17 protein-coding genes and 1 tRNA gene are annotated in these 16,964 nt (G+C 42.2%); 11 read left to right on the top strand and 7 right to left on the bottom strand.

The genetic code is table 11. The features are described 5' to 3' along the window. The first annotated feature begins 1,088 nt into the window (after positions 1-1,088). The 4 genes from FEF09_RS25020 to FEF09_RS31880 all read left to right on the top strand — a co-directional run bounded on the left by FEF09_RS25020 (position 1,089) and on the right by FEF09_RS31880 (position 3,150). Complete coding sequence (locus tag FEF09_RS25020; RefSeq protein ID WP_146307649.1) at positions 1,089-1,397, top strand: hypothetical protein; 309 nt, start codon at positions 1,089-1,091, stop codon at positions 1,395-1,397. A 74-nt stretch (positions 1,398-1,471) separates the two neighbouring features. Next, positions 1,472-1,672 (top strand): DUF262 domain-containing protein, encoded by a 201-nt coding sequence (locus FEF09_RS34990; RefSeq protein WP_222597124.1) that lies wholly within the window; start codon positions 1,472-1,474, stop codon positions 1,670-1,672. 258 nt (positions 1,673-1,930) lie between these two features. Next, on the top strand, positions 1,931-2,803 hold the full coding sequence (locus tag FEF09_RS31885) for a hypothetical protein (RefSeq protein ID WP_222597123.1): 873 nt from the start codon (positions 1,931-1,933) through the stop codon (positions 2,801-2,803). A 35-nt stretch (positions 2,804-2,838) separates the two neighbouring features. Then, on the top strand, positions 2,839-3,150 hold the full coding sequence (locus FEF09_RS31880; RefSeq protein WP_222597122.1) for a hypothetical protein: 312 nt from the start codon (positions 2,839-2,841) through the stop codon (positions 3,148-3,150). A 268-nt stretch (positions 3,151-3,418) separates the two neighbouring features. Here FEF09_RS31880 and FEF09_RS25010 read toward each other — a convergent pair. Beyond that, positions 3,419-3,502 (bottom strand) — tRNA-Leu (locus FEF09_RS25010). Positions 3,503-3,689: 187 nt separating this feature from the next. On the opposite strand from FEF09_RS25010, the gene FEF09_RS25005 reads away from it, so the two are divergent. Then, a complete protein-coding gene (locus FEF09_RS25005) occupies positions 3,690-4,670 on the top strand; it encodes an NADP-dependent oxidoreductase (protein WP_146307648.1) in 981 nt (326 codons plus the stop codon). Next, entirely contained in the window at positions 4,657-5,574 is a 918-nt protein-coding gene (locus tag FEF09_RS25000; protein ID WP_146307647.1) for a helix-turn-helix domain-containing protein, read from the top strand. The genes FEF09_RS25005 and FEF09_RS25000 overlap by 14 nt, the downstream gene beginning before the upstream one ends. Before the next feature lie 12 nt (positions 5,575-5,586). Here the strand turns inward: FEF09_RS25000 and FEF09_RS24995 are convergent, their stop codons facing one another. From FEF09_RS24995 to FEF09_RS24975, 5 genes are all read right to left on the bottom strand, one after another. Continuing rightward, entirely contained in the window at positions 5,587-6,036 is a 450-nt protein-coding gene (locus tag FEF09_RS24995; protein WP_146307646.1) for an SLATT domain-containing protein, read from the bottom strand. 208 nt (positions 6,037-6,244) lie between these two features. Next, entirely contained in the window at positions 6,245-7,477 is a 1,233-nt protein-coding gene (locus tag FEF09_RS24990) for a cation:proton antiporter (RefSeq protein WP_146307645.1), read from the bottom strand. 117 nt (positions 7,478-7,594) lie between these two features. Continuing rightward, complete coding sequence (locus tag FEF09_RS24985; protein ID WP_186774509.1) at positions 7,595-8,509, bottom strand: phosphotransferase; 915 nt, start codon at positions 8,507-8,509, stop codon at positions 7,595-7,597. Between the two features lie 112 nt (positions 8,510-8,621). Further along, a complete protein-coding gene (locus FEF09_RS24980; RefSeq protein WP_261387752.1) occupies positions 8,622-9,053 on the bottom strand; it encodes a MarR family winged helix-turn-helix transcriptional regulator in 432 nt (143 codons plus the stop codon). Positions 9,054-9,120: 67 nt separating this feature from the next. Further along, positions 9,121-9,474, bottom strand: a complete 354-nt coding sequence (locus FEF09_RS24975) for a winged helix-turn-helix transcriptional regulator (protein ID WP_146307643.1) — start codon at positions 9,472-9,474, stop codon at positions 9,121-9,123. Positions 9,475-9,556: 82 nt separating this feature from the next. Here FEF09_RS24975 and FEF09_RS24965 point away from each other — a divergent pair, with 82 nt between their 5' ends. From FEF09_RS24965 to FEF09_RS24945, 5 genes are all read left to right on the top strand, one after another. Next, entirely contained in the window at positions 9,557-10,360 is an 804-nt protein-coding gene (locus tag FEF09_RS24965) for an alpha/beta fold hydrolase (RefSeq protein ID WP_146307641.1), read from the top strand. Positions 10,361-10,539: 179 nt separating this feature from the next. Beyond that, positions 10,540-11,487 carry a hypothetical protein gene (locus FEF09_RS24960; RefSeq protein ID WP_146307640.1) on the top strand — a complete coding sequence of 316 codons (948 nt, stop codon included), beginning with the start codon at positions 10,540-10,542 and terminating at the stop codon, positions 11,485-11,487. Between the two features lie 266 nt (positions 11,488-11,753). Further along, complete coding sequence (locus FEF09_RS24955) at positions 11,754-12,347, top strand: hypothetical protein (RefSeq protein WP_146307639.1); 594 nt, start codon at positions 11,754-11,756, stop codon at positions 12,345-12,347. Between the two features lie 41 nt (positions 12,348-12,388). After that, positions 12,389-13,318 carry a helix-turn-helix domain-containing protein gene (locus FEF09_RS24950; RefSeq protein WP_146307638.1) on the top strand — a complete coding sequence of 310 codons (930 nt, stop codon included), beginning with the start codon at positions 12,389-12,391 and terminating at the stop codon, positions 13,316-13,318. An 86-nt stretch (positions 13,319-13,404) separates the two neighbouring features. Beyond that, positions 13,405-14,625 (top strand): MFS transporter, encoded by a 1,221-nt coding sequence (locus FEF09_RS24945; RefSeq protein WP_146307637.1) that lies wholly within the window; start codon positions 13,405-13,407, stop codon positions 14,623-14,625. A gap of 90 nt (positions 14,626-14,715) precedes the next feature. Here the strand turns inward: FEF09_RS24945 and FEF09_RS24940 are convergent, their stop codons facing one another. Continuing rightward, positions 14,716-16,893 carry a beta-1,3-glucanase family protein gene (locus FEF09_RS24940; protein ID WP_146307636.1) on the bottom strand — a complete coding sequence of 726 codons (2,178 nt, stop codon included), beginning with the start codon at positions 16,891-16,893 and terminating at the stop codon, positions 14,716-14,718. Positions 16,894-16,964: the final 71 nt, after the last annotated feature.

The raw sequence follows: 16,964 nt of genomic DNA, 5'->3' as shown, positions 1-16,964 counted from the left end.
GTATCCTTAAATTTGAATGGACTTTGAACTGCAAAAAGTATTATCATGTAAAATTTCAAGCTATTATATTTTGGCTGAACCAAGAAGTTAAAAGTACAGAAACATCAAGGTTAAAGCCCCAAAAGCATAACACTAAAGGTTAAATAACGAAAATGACCTAATAGACAATCACCGCTTATCTTATTTAACAGTTTTCCTTCTTCGCAAGAGCAATGAATCGCTATTGTTTACTATAAGTATCTAGATCCCTGACTTGGCGTTGCCAACTTCGCATAAAACTTAGCCTTAATGTGACGCAATGATTAAGTTGAAAAGAAAAGAGAATACTTTTGGAATATTTATACTGGTTAAATTAATTATAGGTTCGACAAATATTCTATCTCGAGCCGTGATATGAAAATAGAAAAACATTGTAGGATTACTACAATAACACGTGATTTTACTGTAAAATACTAGCAACAATAAAAGTTTAGTAATATGAAAAAAAAGGCCATTGGATCCTTATCATTCTTTTAGTATTTATAGCATGTGATAACAGAAAAAACTATAAATATATTGAAGTAGTGGAAGAAGAAAGTATTTTAGGAGGCTCAGATACGAAAGAAAAGATCCAAAGATAATTAGGGCTGAAACAGACTCCGCCGCTTACCTGGAAGCGTATAAAGCCTTTTGTATTTCTCTTAAAGTCAATAAGGATATGAGGCAATCTTTAGGTAAAGTTTATTCGACTCCTATAAAGTTTAAACTATATGATAATGAAGGTGCAGATATAGCGAGTATAGTTTTATTCGCAAATAAAGATGAGCGCAAAAAAGCTATTGAAGATGATATCTTTTCGATGAGTAGCGCAATAGAAGTATCGGTCAATAACAATAAACAGACCAGAAAGATTCTTTTACGAAGAGCTCAGTTATTGATTCCTCCAAGGTTAGGCAGTTAGAGAAATCATTTCGAATTAAGATAGACGAATTTTCAAACAATAACAAAAAGTGGTATGAACCTAAATCTGCTCCGGCCTATACAAATGCTAACGGGCTTTATTGCTATTTCCAGACGGAGAATGGAGTGCCTGGTAATTTAAGATTCAGGTGCAATATTACAGTGATGAATGGCTATTCTTTCATCAGGTAAAATTTTCAATTGATAGTAAGGCTTATGAATATACTCCAATAGATACTGAAACGGACTCCGGCGATGGAGGGTATGTTTGGGAATGGTTTGATGAATCAGTTTCAACATCAGATAAGGAATTAATTGAAGCTCTTGCAAATGCAAAATCAGCAAAGATGAAATTAATTGGTCAGAAATATTATGATACAAAGACTATTAGCATAGGACAATTAAACGCCATTAAGCAGACCTTGGAGCTTTACAAAGCAATGGGAGGACAATACTAAATCATATAAAACTATGCTTTGTTGTATAATCGCAGCGCAATTAACTACATAATCGATAAATTATAATTAAAATAATGAAATTACCGGAACCTCAAAACACAAATTTCTCTACTCTATTATCAGAAATTGAAAATGGACAAATCAAGATCCCTCAATTCCAAAGGGAATTTGTTTGGAGTTTAAGTCAATCGGCTAATCTCATGGATAGTATTATCAAAGGTTATCCTATTGGTACTTTTATTTTTGGAATACAGATGAAAGATTACGGGCTGTAAGGGATATAGGAAATTTCAGGCTTCCAGAACCCAGACCGGGAGTTTTTGTAAATTATGTATTAGATGGACAGCAAAGAATGACCTCCTTGTTTGCAAGTTTAAAGGGAATGAAAATTGAGAGAGAAAGTGGGAAGATTGATGATTTTCAGATATCTATATTGATCTGGAAGCTAATGGTGATGAACAAATTGTAATAGTCGACATTGAAGAAAAAACGAGGAGTCTTTAATTAAAATTACTGATTTATTAAATGCAGGCTTGAAAACCTTAGCGAGATATGATGAAGCTTACCATGAAAAACTTGATCTGTACAAAAAAATCATTCAATCATACAACTACTCCATTATTTTGTTGAAAGACGCACCTATTGATGTTGCTACGGAAGTATTTACGCGAATAAATGAAGGTGGAAAAAAGTTATCATTGTTTGAGATTATGGTGGCTAAAACTTATGATTACGGACAGTTCGATCTATCAGAAAAATATAAACAATTGATTGAGGAGCTTAGTCCATCAAACTATGAGACAATTTCAGATGCTACCATTTTACAATTAATTTCTATCATTCTAGAAAAGGATTGTAAGAGACAGCAAATATTGAAGCTAGATAAAGTTACCTTCATTAGGGAATGGGAAAGCGTAATTGTTGCGCTAAAGAAAGCTGTTGAACATTTCAAATATACCTATCGCATTCCTGTTTCCCAACTCTTGCCATACAATGCATTGATAGTACCTTTTGCTTATTTTTTCTATCACCATAGTAATCCTCCCAAAGGCATTATTCAAGATTTATTACAAGATTTTTTTTGGCGCTGTGCGCTATCAGGAAGATATTCATCTTCAGTTGAGTCAAAATTGGCCCAAGATGTAAAAAAGATTGATGAAATTCTTAAAGAGAAACAGCCTCGTTATGATTGGGCGGTTGACGTGAGCGCTGATTTTGTTATTAAGCATGGATGGTTCAGTGCTAGCCGAAGTTATGTAAAAGCAATTCTTTGCTTATATTCATTTGAGCAACCAAAATCTTTCAATTCCAACGCTATTGTTAACATTAGTAATTACTGGTTGACAAGAGCGAATAGCAAAAATTACCATCATTTTTTCCTAAGTCATACCTTAATAGAACTTTAAAGTGGGACAGAAAAGATTTTTACATTAACCACATTTTGAATATCACAATAGTTGATGATTTTCTAAATAAGAGAGAAATTTCGACGAAACCTCCTTCTAAGTATGTCCGTCAGTTTAAGAAAGAGAATAAATTCTTAGAGGAAACCTTGGCTTCGCATCTTATTGGGGATTTAGATAAGTTTGGTATCATGAACGATGATTATGAGGCTTTTTTTCATTCTAGAGCAGATCTTGTTAGTCAAAAACTGAAATCCAGAATAATCCCCGCTGAAATAGATAAACAGATGGAGGCGGTTATGAATGAGTACGACGAAGTAGAAGAGGATTTGTCTACAGTTGATTTTTAGACCCCATTGAGGTGAATTGAGTAAATTTTGGCTTAATCTGTTTGTTGGTTACCAATTGCTATAAGCAAGAGTTAGGATGTTGGATATAAACTTGATTTACTTAGCTCCCATCGAACCAATTTGAAGTTGAATATGAATTTTTTTCAGAAAACAAATTTCGAACCACAGAACCCAACGTCATCCTCGAGCTGATAAGCAGGCCCATCGCGGGCTCAGACGACTATAAAAAGCGGAAAGGTCGGAGATATCTCCGACCTTTCCGCTTCTGTGCCCAGAACAGGAATCGAACCTGCACTCCCTTTCGAAAACAAGATTTTGAGTCTAGCGCGTCTACCAGTTCCGCCATCTGGGCAAAGCAAGTGTCCTTCACTTGCGGGTTGCAAAGATATTTAAATAATTCAAATAACCAATATTTTTTTAAAAAATATATCCCCCCCTCAAAACAACCCCTTTAAACCTCGAGCATTTCGACTGAAACAAACCGCATTCCGGCTAAACCGATCCTCTCCAATCCCCGGACCTTTGCAAAAAAGAAAACAATGAAAGCAATCAGAATCTATGAATTCGGCGGACCAGCAGTCATGCAACTAGTAGACGTACCGCGCCCGGTACCAGCAGCAGACGAGATATTAGTAAGCGTCTACGCTACAAGCGTCAACCCCGCGGACTACATCATCCGTCAGGGAGGGAATGACCTGTTAAGACCTTATTTGAAACTTCCACTAGGTCTTGGATTGGACGCTGCTGGTATCGTCGAAGAAGTCGGTAGTGAGGTGAAGAATTTTAAGGTGGGAGACAAAGTATACGGCGTTCCGAATTTTCCGGGTGACGGCAGTTATGCCGAATACCTTACGGCAAAAGCGAGTCAGTTCGCATTGATGCCGCGGAATATCAGTTTTATTGAAGCAGGAGCATTGCCTTCCTGTGCACTGATTGCGTGGAATGGTATTGTTGAATTAGGCAAGGTATTGCCGGGGCAACGGGTATTGATCCATGGAGCAGCTGGAGGGGTGGGAAATCTGGCGGTGCAGTTTGCAAAAGCGAAGGGAGCTTATGTAATAGGTACAGCATCATCGTATAACTTCGACTTTTTAAAAGAACTTGGCGCTGATGAAGTGCTCGACTATAAGGACCAGCAGTTTGAAACGTTATTAGGGAATATCGACCTTGTATTTAACGCCTCGCCGGTACGGGATAATGCAACAAGACTAAAGTCAGCGGATCTTTTAAAAGAAGGCGGTATTTTTGTGTGTACACAGCTTGATAGTCCGTTTAGCGATGAATTAAAAGAGGCATTGGCAGGGAAGAATGCCACGGCGACACATGTAGGGGGAGGAGGACTTGCCTATGTATCCTCGCTGAGTGAGACGACTAAATTAATTGAAGAAGAAAAGGTGAAGGCTGTTATTAGCAAGGTATACCCTCTGGAGCAGGTGGCTGATGCACATCGTGAGAGCGAGACAAAACATGTCCGAGGTAAGATAGTCCTAAAAATTAAGGAAGCGCATGAAGCGGTTTAAGACAATTGGTGAATTTCTGCAATTCCGGCAATTACCGGGTCCCGAACACCCATTGATTTGTGTGTTCGAAGTAGCATCTGTGGAGCGTTTGCTGATAGAAGAACCTAAAAGCTGGGTGTATGATTTTTATGCCATTGGCTTAAAGAGGGTCTCTAATGCCAAAGACGCAAGACTGAAATACGGACAGCAAGAGTATGATTTCGATAATGGAATCATGTCTTTTGTCGCACCCGGACAGGTCTTAAGCTTGTCGCTGGAAGATCATGTTAAAGCAATAAAACAATCAGGATGGATGATGCTCGTTCATCCTGATTTTCTTTGGAATACGTCATTGGCCCAGACGATCAATAAATATGATTTTTGGGATTACACCGTACATGAGGCATTGTTTCTATCTGAAAAAGAGGAGACCACCCTTGTTCATATCATGCAGGAAGTGCAGCGGGAATGTCTGTCGAATATTGATAAGTTTACAAAGAGCATTATCATTTCCCATATAGAGACCTTGTTCAATTATGCGGACCGGTTTTACCATCGCCAGTTCATTACCCGAGAAAAGGCCAATCATCAGATATTAGAGCGTCTGGAGAAAGAGTTGAATGATTATTTTAATAGCGATGATCTGCTCAGCAAAGGGCTGCCAACGGTAGGGGCGCTGGCGCAGTCTTTAAATCTTTCACCCAAATATCTGAGTAGCCTGCTCAAAGTCCTGACCGGAGAAAATACCCAGCAACATATTCACCGGAAAGTGATCGAAAAGGCGAAGGAGAAATTGTCCACTACGGACCTGTCCGTTAGTGAAATCGCATACGAACTGGGGTTTGAACACATTCAATCGTTCAGCAAACTGTTTAAGGCGAAGACTAGTCTGTCCCCATTGGAGTTTCGCCAGTCCTTTAATTAGGCCTGTACGTGCTTATTCCTCTCCGCCATCATAATGTTCGATGATCGTTTTTTGTGCCTGCAGGATCTTCTGATATTCTTCAAAATGGGCATCTTTATTTGCCTCGTAGGAGGCAGCTCCTTTCATAAAATCATAGCATATACGGTCCCGTAGTCTTCTTAAATCAAATAAAAGGGCATCGTAATTTCGCCCCTTGTCTCTGAAATTGAATAACCCTTCCAGCGCTGCTAATAATGCGATACCTGTACTAATGATCAATATGACGTTGTCATGGTTAGGTTTGTCGCCGCCACTTATTTTCCAGCCGGTTAAGACTGTAATGGAGGCGCCTGCAATAAATGTGAATACTTTGGTCGTCCTGTATAGGACGGTGTACAGTCTTTTTTTGTTTTTGATGCTATCAATTCTCAGCTCAATATCGCTGTATAAAAGATCGTTGTCGTTTAGTTCCGGAATTTTCATGTCGGGTGTTGTAGGGATGTATACGTTTGTTGCTAAAATAGGCGATGTGCCAAGATAAGAAAAACAGCCGGGTATTCATAGAAACAAAAAGAGGGTGTATCAAAAGTACGATACACCCTCTTTTTATTCGGGTACCTGATGGAGTCAGGTAGTCATTTAAGCAATTCTAAGCGCCTATTTTTACTTTTGAGTTTTCCCCTTTTTGTTTCTAATCAATGAACCTGTCTACCACTTTGTTCAGGGTTAGCCCCTGCACAATCACGGAGAAGATGACGATGATATAGCTCGCTGATAGTATTAATTCCTTATACGGAGAATCTGGTAGTGACAAGGCCAACGCTACTGAAATACCGCCTCTCAACCCTGCCCAGACTAATATCGCTGTTGTACTGAAGGTCGTTTTTAATGACCTCCGTAATGCCAGTGCCGGCACGGCTATACTCACCCCTCTGGCAACCAGTACAAACAGTACAGACACCATACCGATAAACCAGTAATTGCCAATAAAAGGTAGTACCACAATCTGCAGACCAATCATCACAAACAGGATGATATTGAGCAGCTCATCGATCAGCTCCCAGAACTGATGCAGGTAATTCTGTAGTTCAGTATTCGTCTTGGCACCAATGGAGGTGTTACCAAGAATAAGTCCTGCAGCAACTGCAGCAAGTGGTACAGATACATGTAGCAGACTTCCCAGTACAGAAATCGCCATTACCATGGAGATGGATACCAGTATCGCCGTCTGGAATTCCTGTATTTTTTTCGTCAGGTAACCGGTTACAAAAGCAACCGCCGTACCTAATGCCAGACCACCAAATACCTCCACCGCAAAAAGCTCCAATGCATGCGTAAAGGAGAAGGAAGCTTCTTGCGCAGCCACTTCGCCAATCGTGATAAAGAGTATCAGACCAACACCATCATTCAATAGTGATTCACCGGAGATAATCGTTTCGAGTGACTGCGGAATTCTGGACTTTTTCAGTACAGACAATACCGCCACCGGATCCGTAGGTGAAATTAATGCACCAAAGAGGAAACAATACACCAGTGGTAGATCTATGCCCAGCAGGGTAGTGGTAATATCTAGCAGGAATCCGAAGATAACAGTAGAACCCACGACACCAATTGTACTTAGTACCAACACCGGTCGTTTCTGTTCCTTCAGTTTTTTGTACTCAAAGTGAAAAGCACTGGCAAACAAGAGAAATGCCAGCATAATATCGAGCAGTGTTTTTGTGAAATCAATGCTCTGCGTAAGATCACGGATAAAGTTGAATGCTACCGGGAATGCTTTACCTGTCACCAGTATAAATACAGACAACAGGATAGATACAAACATTACGCCGATGGCACCAGGCAGTTTGATAAATCGAAGGTTAATGTAGGAAATCAATGCACTTATTGTGATCAGAGCTGTAATGATTGTAAATGTATCCATTCATTCTGTTTATTTGGTGAAGCGATAAATATACGAAAAAAATTTAACGATTCCCGGAGATTAATGGTCATCTACATACTCAAAATATAACTGTAACGTATATATGCAATGGTGTAACTAACCTTTCAATAATGCCAATGAAGCCTCAAACCGTGGCGTACGCATCTGCTGCACTGCTTCATGCATCAATGCCTTACCATACATGAATTGTCCTTCATAGGTGGCGAGTGAGAGTTTGCCTGAACCTATCGCCGGACCAACATCTTTCAAAAATACACCTGCTACATCCTGATCATGTGCATAGTCTGCCGGTTTCGCTTTTGACGCGAGTTGCAACATTAACACCGCATAAATGATCCGGCTCACTTGTCGCATTACATAGAAACGGGCTGTTTTGTACGCGTCCAGCTCATCGCCAAAATATGTTTCGAGAAAGATAGCCTCCTGTCCGGGCATATGAATGAAAAAGTTGGCTACACCAGCGAGATCAATATAGCGGTCGTTGACAGACGCCGTGTCCCAGTCAACAATCCGGATCTCCTGTCCGTCACACAATATATTTGAAGGATTCAGATCATTATGACTGAATACCTTGTCCGTATCATGCCAGGGATATGCAGCTTTCACCTGCTCATAACGACGCAGACACTCATCAGGAATCTCGCCCGATAGTATGTTTGTCTGACGAAAACCAGCCAGCATATGATCAATCGTCGCCTTCAGATCATCTCCGGGTACGGGATAGGAAATAGCGTGAATTTTTCTCACCGCTTCCGCCAGCTTGCCTGCCAGCACTTCAGCGGTAAAAATGCTTCTGATAGGCTTATTCTCGACGAAATCATTGATGATAACACCCAGCTCCATGTTGCGGTAACGAAGGGCAGGAGCAATGCCCGCATGAGCTGCAAGGGCTACTTTCTCAAATGGATCTGCCTCTGTACCTGCACGGGGAGCGTCCAGTTTCATGACGTAGGGGCGGTTTTCGACGCTCAGTTTGTATACCGGAGCTGCTGATAATCCACCTGCCAGCACCTGAATATGGTCGATTTTTGCGGTGCCAAAAGCTTTTTTATAGCGGCATTTACTGCGGCCGCACGCTCAGCCGGGAATACTTCCTGAAGTTGTGGTGACATAGGGAAAACATTTATACGATTACAGCGCCCAGCAGCTTAAACAAGGCTGCCGCAGCTGAATATTTTTTGAACTGTTCCGCAGGAATAAGCTCCGCAGCTATGGCGTCCGCCGTATACTTCGCTTCTTCATAGATCCGCCGCCCTGCCTCCGTCATCACTACATAACTAACGCGGGCATCCCGCTCATTCGCCTCCCGGGCAATCAGCCCCGTCTTTTCCATCGGGAGCAATAACCGGGTGATGCCCGATGCCGTCAGACTGGTCTTCTCCGCCAGATCCTTCCGGCGTAACTTTCCATCAGGCGATTCCTGTAGTATATAAAGGATCACGAAATCTGTAAAACCAATCCCGTGCATGTTTAACCGGTCAAATCGTCTTGACACAGCTGCCTGCGCTTTCGCCAGACTCATTAGTAATTGTAAAGAGGTATTTATTGTTGACATATATTTGACTACTCAACTATTATGCAAATATAAAAGCATTCTTTTTAAATCTGCAAAAATGATTTTATCACCATTCCTTTTCACCCCATTTTTGTAACTGATCCATGATTTCCATTAAGGCAATTCCTTTTTTTGTAGTAATGTAGCTGGTCTGTAATGGTACTGTTCCGGGTATCTGTTTTTTTATCACCAATTCATCCTTGACCAGTTCTGCCAGCCGTTTGCCCAATATCTGATCCGACAGGGTAGGGAAGAGGTCTTTCAATCGGCTGAATTGATTAGTGCCGGATAAAATTTTGCTGAGGATCTGCATCTTCCATCTCGGACTGATCGTCTTTAATATATCGTTTACATTGCAGGAAGCCGCCAGCACTGTCAGATTATGTGCATTAGAAGAACTTACTTTTACCTGTGTCGCCATAGCATTGATTTGAAAGACTCACTTTCGGGTGAGTTATTGATGACCTTTTTATCCGCCTGTAAATTTGAGGAAAATTTAAACAATGGATAACAGAAAAATCAAACTGGCCTTTATTGGAGTGGTACTTACTCTCTTTATTTTCATGGATGGATTTGCGCAATCAGCTAAACCCCAAACGCCTGTATATGTGCTTGTACATGGCGCGTGGCACGGTGGCTGGTGCTGGCAGAAGGTAAGTAACATATTAAGGGCAAATGGTGCAATCGTCTATACGCCTACACTCAGTGGACTAGGAGAACATAAAAATACATTGGATTCCACTGTTAACCTTGATACACACATCTCTGATATCGTAAATCTCATCGAAATGGAAGACCTGCATGACGTCATTCTCGTAGGTCATAGCTATGGTGGTACCGTAATAGGTGGTGTGGCCGACAGAATCCCGGAAAGATTACGTAAACTGGTGTTCCTTGATGCTATATTGTTAGAGAACGGACAAAGTAGCTTGTCCATTCAACCTCCTGCAGTACAAAAAGCCATGCAACAGGCTGCTGCACATGACGGCGGACTTACCATCCCCGCCTGGGCTGCAACTGCATTCGGTGTAAAGGATAGTGCTGACGCGCGCTGGGTAAACGCAAGGCTTACCAGCCATCCTTTCAGAACATTTTCTCAGCCAATAACACTACAGCATCCTTACGGAAATCACCTGCCGAAAATCTTTATCTCCTGTACCGTAGATATGCTGCCGACTATTGTTCCTTTTGCCGAAAAGACAAAGAAGAGCAAAGAATGGACATACTATGAACTCGTGACCGGTCATGACGCAATGATCACCGAACCACAACAGACAGCCGCCTTATTAACCTCTTTTGCCAGATAAGTCATCTTCATTTATTCGCAGAACTATATAAGAAAATACCAACTAGTTGGTATTTTCTTATATTTATATGTATCCTAATTTTACCGGCAAAGGTCACCAGTCTCGCTGCCCAATAATATAAGCTGAACGGAAAGACCCTTTAAACACCCCCTGTAGCTGGTAAAATATCATCCTGAAAAATGCGATTTATCTTAACTCCCATACTGTTGCTCTACAGCACATTGTTAGCTGCTCAGTTTCATGAAACCACCAGAAATAGTCACTCAGACTTCCAATTTGGCGTGTCCGCAAAGGCTACACTGGAACTTAAGCGTAAAGAACCCCACCTCAGACTGGCCATCAGTTCCGGTATCGGCCATCCGTTACGGAACTATAGCTTTTACCCTGCTTTAAACGTCGAATGGCAATTGTACTATGGAGGTTTCGGTACTATGTCCGGTTCCCAAAAGAAAGATAAGTATACAGGATCCGAGATCATCGGTTCTCTTATGCTGACCACCGGGTCCGGTTATCGTCGTCAGCCATCCTATGCACCGTTGTATTATCTGACCGATATGGCGCAGCCCTCCCTGCTGAATCCTTACCACAATTTCTCCTTCTCAATAGCACGCAACGTGGTGATTCCATTAGATGGAAAAGCCTTACAGGTCGTGGGCTATCTCAACGTACATTATCGGTACTTCCAGCTGGGATACTACAATGATGGTGGCGGATTACAAAAGGTATTGCTCGGTGATGGAGAAGACCGTTACTATACAGGTGGTGGTTTTATTGCGGTAACCTTACCCAGAAGTAACGTGATCAACACCTTTACTGCCAGCTATCACAAATACACCGGTTTTAGTGCCAATGCTTTTGATATCAGTAATGAGATGAACATCGGTAATGTATATTATAAAAATCCGGAGGAACAGTACTATAACAGAAGCTTCTGGAACTTCTCAGCCGGCAGCACCAAATATGGACTGTCTGCTTTTTGCCAGCTCAATAATCCCATGTACAGAGCAGACTTCCAGAATATTATTCATTACATAGGAAACTATGGTTACCACCAGATTCCCTATCCCCGCTATAAATCTTTCGGTCTGACCTATTTTTATTCACAGCATCAAATCAGTGTAAAGTGAGATATCTGTTATTTGCCGTTTTAATCTTGAGCTGCTTATCAGGTTGCGTCAGCAAAGGAAAGTATTTCACTTATCTCAACAATGAGTGCGCAACCGGGCTAAATAAAGAATTCGTTCCATTTGACAATAGTTATGTGCTATATGTCCGCCAGATCTGCAGGGAAAGGCCTGTAAAAAATTTCTATACATCACATGAGCCTTCTGATGTGGCACCGGTCAAAAGGTGTGACTGTGATGCTGTACCTCCGGCAAATAATCCGGAAAAGATGGAGATTGCTTATCTGCTGTATTCGGAACGGGAAAAGAAAGCATTTTATATTACGCAGGTACCTAATTACGACATGGACTTAAGTGGAACCAGAACAGGTGTCTATGACATGCCCCTGTATCGTATTGACAACTTTTTAAATGTTAGCCATTTCAATACATTTTTTTGCCTTACAGTGTCAGAAGATAGCCTGAATTTCAACGCCGGGAGAAAAAAAGGATCATGGTTGTTTAAAAAATCTGCGGATGGCAACAGCGTGACAATTACAGACGTAAATTTCACGAAAGGCAGAAAAGAGCGAAATTACCCGGTAAACCCGTCTCTTGCTTTTCCCATTGTATTTTATAAAAGAGATAACTGGAGTATTGGTTACAGCAACGATTTTAAACAGCAGACGCTGACAGCTGGTCACGTCACATATCTTCACCGGCGAGGCGTCTATTTTTCAACATCTAAACTAGGTTACACTGTTAAGCCTGACTTTCCTTTGTTTGAATTTGAACGGGATCTTGCCGTGGGTGAGAATCGTTACAGGTGGATCTACTTCCGTTCAGCCAGATTGAAAAGCAGCATCTGGAGCAAGTATAAGTAGACAAGAATTAAATATCCCTTTCTTTTCGTTAAATTTGTTAAATGAGCCAGCAATTGGAGACATTAACAGATTTTTATCGGGAAAGGTCTTTTATCAGTTTCCCGTTCAGTACTGAAGACGTAGGGAAAGGAAAGTCTCATTTCAATGTAAATACCCGCAAATACTGCAACTTCAAATCTCCCTACAACCGCAGGGATTTCTATAAGATAACACTGATATATGGTACCGGTGAACTGAGCTACGGTGGTAATTCCATTACCATTGACCGCCCGGCACTATTACTGCCCTGTCCATCCGTGCCTTATGCATGGACCAGCCTCAGTGGTGAACAGGATGGTTTTTACTGCCTGTTCAATCAGGAGTTCTTTAATGAACATTACCAGTTTGATATCTTTAAACGCTCTCCTTTGTTCAAACCATGGAGCGAGCCGGTCATCTTCCTCGATGAAAAACAACGGGCACTGATCCATGGCTATTTTGAACAGATGATGGAAATGGCACACAGCGATTATCCGTATAAATACGAAGCGCTGCGTAATCTGCTGTGTTTACTGATGCACTCTCTGCTGGTTGATAAGCCTCTGACCGAACCCGGAGCCGGTGAATTGTCCGCGTCCTCCCGCTTGCTGAAATCCTTTGACGAACTACTGCATCAGCAGTTTCCTCTGGATTCTCCCGCTGATCCATTGACCATGAGAACGCCGGCTGACTTCGCCAGTTCCCTGAATGTACATGTCAATCACCTGAACCATGTGGTCAAGAGTATCACCGGACAAACAACCACCAATATTATCAAAGGCCGCATTCTCGAAGAAGCCAAGACATTATTACTCAATACACAATGGGATATCTCTCAGGTAGGATATTGCCTCGGTTTTGAAGATCCGGCTCACTTTAATAACTTCTTTAAGAAATCCGCAGGTATCACCCCCTTACAGTTCCGACAATCAAAGATGAGTGTGCTTATTTGATTTTTGCAATTATCCGTTTGAAATATAAAATCGCTGTTAAAGCAGGGTGTTCTAATTTTGTAGCATAATCTATAAGGAATTACAGTATGTTACAAAGTGCTTCAGAGAAAAGGAAAAGAATCGCAACGACTTTAGCTTTTATTTCAATTCCGCTATCGGGATTTGTTACAGATATCTATTTACCATCCTTCCCATCCATGGCCAAAGGCCTGCAGGTCGAAGAAAGCAGCATTCAGCTTACATTGACCTGCTTCTTCATCAGTTATGGCATTTCCCAGTTGCTCGTTGGTAGTCTGCTGGACAGTATCGGCAGATTTAAACCTGCCATGTATGCCCTCGTAGCCGTAATCATTACCTCCATGCTGATCGGCTTTACCAGTAATATCCAGCTGATTTGTCTGCTGAGGATCATTCAAGGGATCGCTGTATCATTTGTAGTGGTGTCAAAACGTGCCTTTTTCGTCGATATGTACAGTGGAGATAAACTAAAGAATTACCTGAGCTATTTCACCATTATATGGTCCTGCGGACCAATCATCGCCCCTTTCCTCGGCGGCTACCTGCAAAAGTATTTTCACTGGCAGGCAAACTTCTATTTCCTCGCACTATATGCATTGGTGATGCTGATATTTGAACTGATCTACAGCGGTGAGACTATTAAAGTGCGTAAGCAGTTTGATGTCGCAAGAATAAAGAAAGATTACGGAATGGCTTTGGGGAATCTGAATTTCGTACTGGGCATCATCACCCTCGGACTGGCCTATTCAGTTGTAATGGTCTTTAATATAGGCGGACCTTTTGTCATCGAAAATGGCTACCATTTCAATTCTATTGTTACAGGATATTGTACCCTGATACTCGGTTTCTCGTGGTTGGTAGGAGGAGTGATCGGTAAACGGCTGGTAGCTGTGGACTTCGTTCGCAAAATCACCATCGCTTCTGCCACACAGCTGCTACTGATCGTCATACTGATGTTCGTTGGTTTCGGATATCCCGCGCTGTGGTGCTTTATGTTCTTCGCATTTGTCATCCATATCTGCTCCGGATTTCTGTACAATGTTCACTTTACACATAGTATGCTGTACTTCCCGGAACACGCAGCAATGGCTTCAGGTTTACTTGGTGGATTAGTATATGTGATTACATCATTTTCCAGCTTTATCCTCTCCAAGACAGGCAAAATGGGACACCAGCATGATATCGTAATACGATATCTGGTCATCTCCGCTATCCTGAGCGCGGTAGTATGGTACGCCGTAAAAAGAAGAAGAACAGCGGCAAAAATGAGTGCAGCAATCGCTGCTTAAAATATGTTTGTTTTATTGAGTGTTTTGTATAATAAAAGAGCAGTCTTCCAAACAGGAAGACTGCTCTTTTTTATGGCTTATTGTTGCCGTTTATTGCTTCAATATCTTCACATTTTTCTTTGTACCGTCTTTACGCTCTATAGCAATGATGTAAACACCCGGTGCCAGATGGCTGATCGCAATCGTATTGCCCGGACTCTTTACATTCATCACCGCGCGACCGCTGATATCATAAATGCCTAACGTTTTCACTTGATCATTGCCACGGATATACAGCTGATCGTGTACCGGATTCGGCGTCAGTGAAACGATATTATCTTCCACTAATTTTGTGTTCTGCATAGCAAGACGGGCAGAAGATACACTGGTGATAGTGAAATAATTCAGGTTAAATCCACCTGTGCCCGTAGCGACACCTATACTGTATGCTCCAGCAGGCAATGTAACGGTATGAGACGCATTTCCCCAGGTCTGCCAGCCGCCCGTATTAGGAATGGTAACAGATCCCAGCTGAGTAGCGCCGCCATCTTTCTCCAGTCGCAGTGTTGTATTGCTGTTCGGACTGGCTACGCGATAATCAAAACGATAAGTGCCCGCGGCAGGGATATTGATGTCATAAGACATCCAGTCTCCTGCATCTATCCAGCCAACGTTTTGCCCGCCGCCTGCGTCGGTTGTCGCTTCAACATCCACACCGGCCATATAGGTGTAGCTTTCTGCCTGTATCACAGTGGAAAATGCACTATTGGTCTCTACCTTCAAAGAAGAGGTAGAATCATTCCAGTTATTAGTTACCAGACAGGCATTATCTGCCGTTACAGTGAGTGTCGCACCACCGAAATTGTCATGCTTGTAAAGTGTTACTTTATAACCGGAGGTTACTTTCAGTGAAGAGATATCATCATTGAGAATGCCCAATGCATTCAGCTGACTGAGTGTATAAGTACCTGTTGACAGATTAACCGCATAACCGGCATAATTACAGTCTTTGTAGACCGTTACAGGGCCTGTCTGTGTCTGTCCTGCATAACCACCGATCGTAATAGTTGCCCTGATAGGTGAAGACGCATTCACAGTGGATGAATGATCATATACATCATCATAACAGAAGGCGTAGGTCAGACTGTTTAAACTGATATCACTACGATGCCAGAATTTGCAATACCAATTGTAAGGCGAGGTCTGATAATACTTCGACGCAGTAGCCAGATCCTGCGTAACGCCGGTGGCCAGATTCAGATCAATAGCATGACGGTTGATCGCCGCACAGATCTGTGCCTGAACGACCTTATCCCATTGTCCGCCGGTAGCCATCACACCACTACCTTCCATCACTTCGATGTTGGTAGGTTTGCGGGAAATAGTGCCAATCTGTCCATCAGATGCTCTTGTGAAAGTAAATACATTGCCGGATACACGACCACTCCATGTGCCTGCATCGCCTGCATTGAATACCAGATTGCCGTTCTGATATTTTGACCAGATAGCGTCTACATAAGAACCAAAGTAGTTTGCCTGTGCACCACTCTGGAAAGCAGGTGTCTTTGATGGAAATTTGATGATAGTATTGGTGGCATCATAACATCCTGCAAAATCTGCCGGTGCAGTAGATTGCCACAGTGAAAGAATCTGGCTGTGAGGAATAAATTCACCTACTTTTTTGTAGAAGCCCCCATTACCCCATACTTCCAGTCCCATAGGATACTGATAACCATCTACACGGGTCGTATTGGCCCAGAGTCCATTGGCAGCATTCGTCAGCTCAATGTTCTCAAAACGGATGCCCTGATTGGGATCAGAAGGATTGGCAAGATCCGGAGCAGCATAACCACTAGGTGCGCCGGATGCACCAAAGAAGTAAAGGAATAACTGTGAATTGAAAGAGATCAGAATACGACAACCTGCAATACCCGGAATGTTGATCGTTTTGTTAGGGATCTCACTCAGTCGTGCAAAACAATTGGCATATCGTCCATTGCCGCCGGGCCCCTGATTGCCATTGATCACAGGACCTTGTACGGTGTTGTTGGATACGCTCATGAGATTGACAGCTCCGGTCTTCGGATTGATCCATACGTGGTTGTCATTGATAATACCTACCACCGCCACATACACATTCGCGTCGGCATACGCAGAATTGTTGGACAAAGTGAAAGGAACCGTGGTTTGCGCCTGTACACTGCTTTGTAACGAAAGCGTTAATGCCAGCAACAGGACCAGATGGGTACAATGTACCCTGACGAGGGAAAAGAAAGGTCTGATTTTCATAGATGATGGATTTTTTGTTTAACAAAAAAAGAGCTACCCGACATTGGAAGTAAATGATATGGTGGCATAGC

It is taken from the genome of Chitinophaga pinensis (assembly GCF_007896845.1).
In the GTDB taxonomy this organism is placed as follows: Bacteria; Bacteroidota; Bacteroidia; order Chitinophagales; family Chitinophagaceae; genus Chitinophaga; species Chitinophaga pinensis_C.
Note: the sequence above shows the minus strand (reverse complement) of the source record. Positions and strands in the feature narration are given on the sequence as shown.

Excerpts from the sequence above, each read along its gene's own strand:
- FEF09_RS34990 (WP_222597124.1), top strand. The coding sequence starts at position 1,472 with ATGAAATTACCGGAACCTCAAAACACAAATTTCTCTACTCTATTATCA.
- FEF09_RS25005 (WP_146307648.1), top strand. The coding sequence starts at position 3,690 with ATGAAAGCAATCAGAATCTATGAATTCGGCGGACCAGCAGTCATGCAA.
- FEF09_RS25000 (WP_146307647.1), top strand. The coding sequence starts at position 4,657 with ATGAAGCGGTTTAAGACAATTGGTGAATTTCTGCAATTCCGGCAATTA.
- FEF09_RS24995 (WP_146307646.1), bottom strand. The coding sequence starts at position 6,036 with ATGAAAATTCCGGAACTAAACGACAACGATCTTTTATACAGCGATATT.
- FEF09_RS24990 (WP_146307645.1), bottom strand. The coding sequence starts at position 7,477 with ATGGATACATTTACAATCATTACAGCTCTGATCACAATAAGTGCATTG.
- FEF09_RS24980 (WP_261387752.1), bottom strand. The coding sequence starts at position 9,053 with ATGTCAACAATAAATACCTCTTTACAATTACTAATGAGTCTGGCGAAA.
- FEF09_RS24975 (WP_146307643.1), bottom strand. The coding sequence starts at position 9,474 with ATGGCGACACAGGTAAAAGTAAGTTCTTCTAATGCACATAATCTGACA.
- FEF09_RS24965 (WP_146307641.1), top strand. The coding sequence starts at position 9,557 with ATGGATAACAGAAAAATCAAACTGGCCTTTATTGGAGTGGTACTTACT.
- FEF09_RS24960 (WP_146307640.1), top strand. The coding sequence starts at position 10,540 with ATGCGATTTATCTTAACTCCCATACTGTTGCTCTACAGCACATTGTTA.
- FEF09_RS24955 (WP_146307639.1), top strand. The coding sequence starts at position 11,754 with ATGGAGATTGCTTATCTGCTGTATTCGGAACGGGAAAAGAAAGCATTT.
- FEF09_RS24950 (WP_146307638.1), top strand. The coding sequence starts at position 12,389 with ATGAGCCAGCAATTGGAGACATTAACAGATTTTTATCGGGAAAGGTCT.
- FEF09_RS24945 (WP_146307637.1), top strand. The coding sequence starts at position 13,405 with ATGTTACAAAGTGCTTCAGAGAAAAGGAAAAGAATCGCAACGACTTTA.
- FEF09_RS24940 (WP_146307636.1), bottom strand. The coding sequence starts at position 16,893 with ATGAAAATCAGACCTTTCTTTTCCCTCGTCAGGGTACATTGTACCCAT.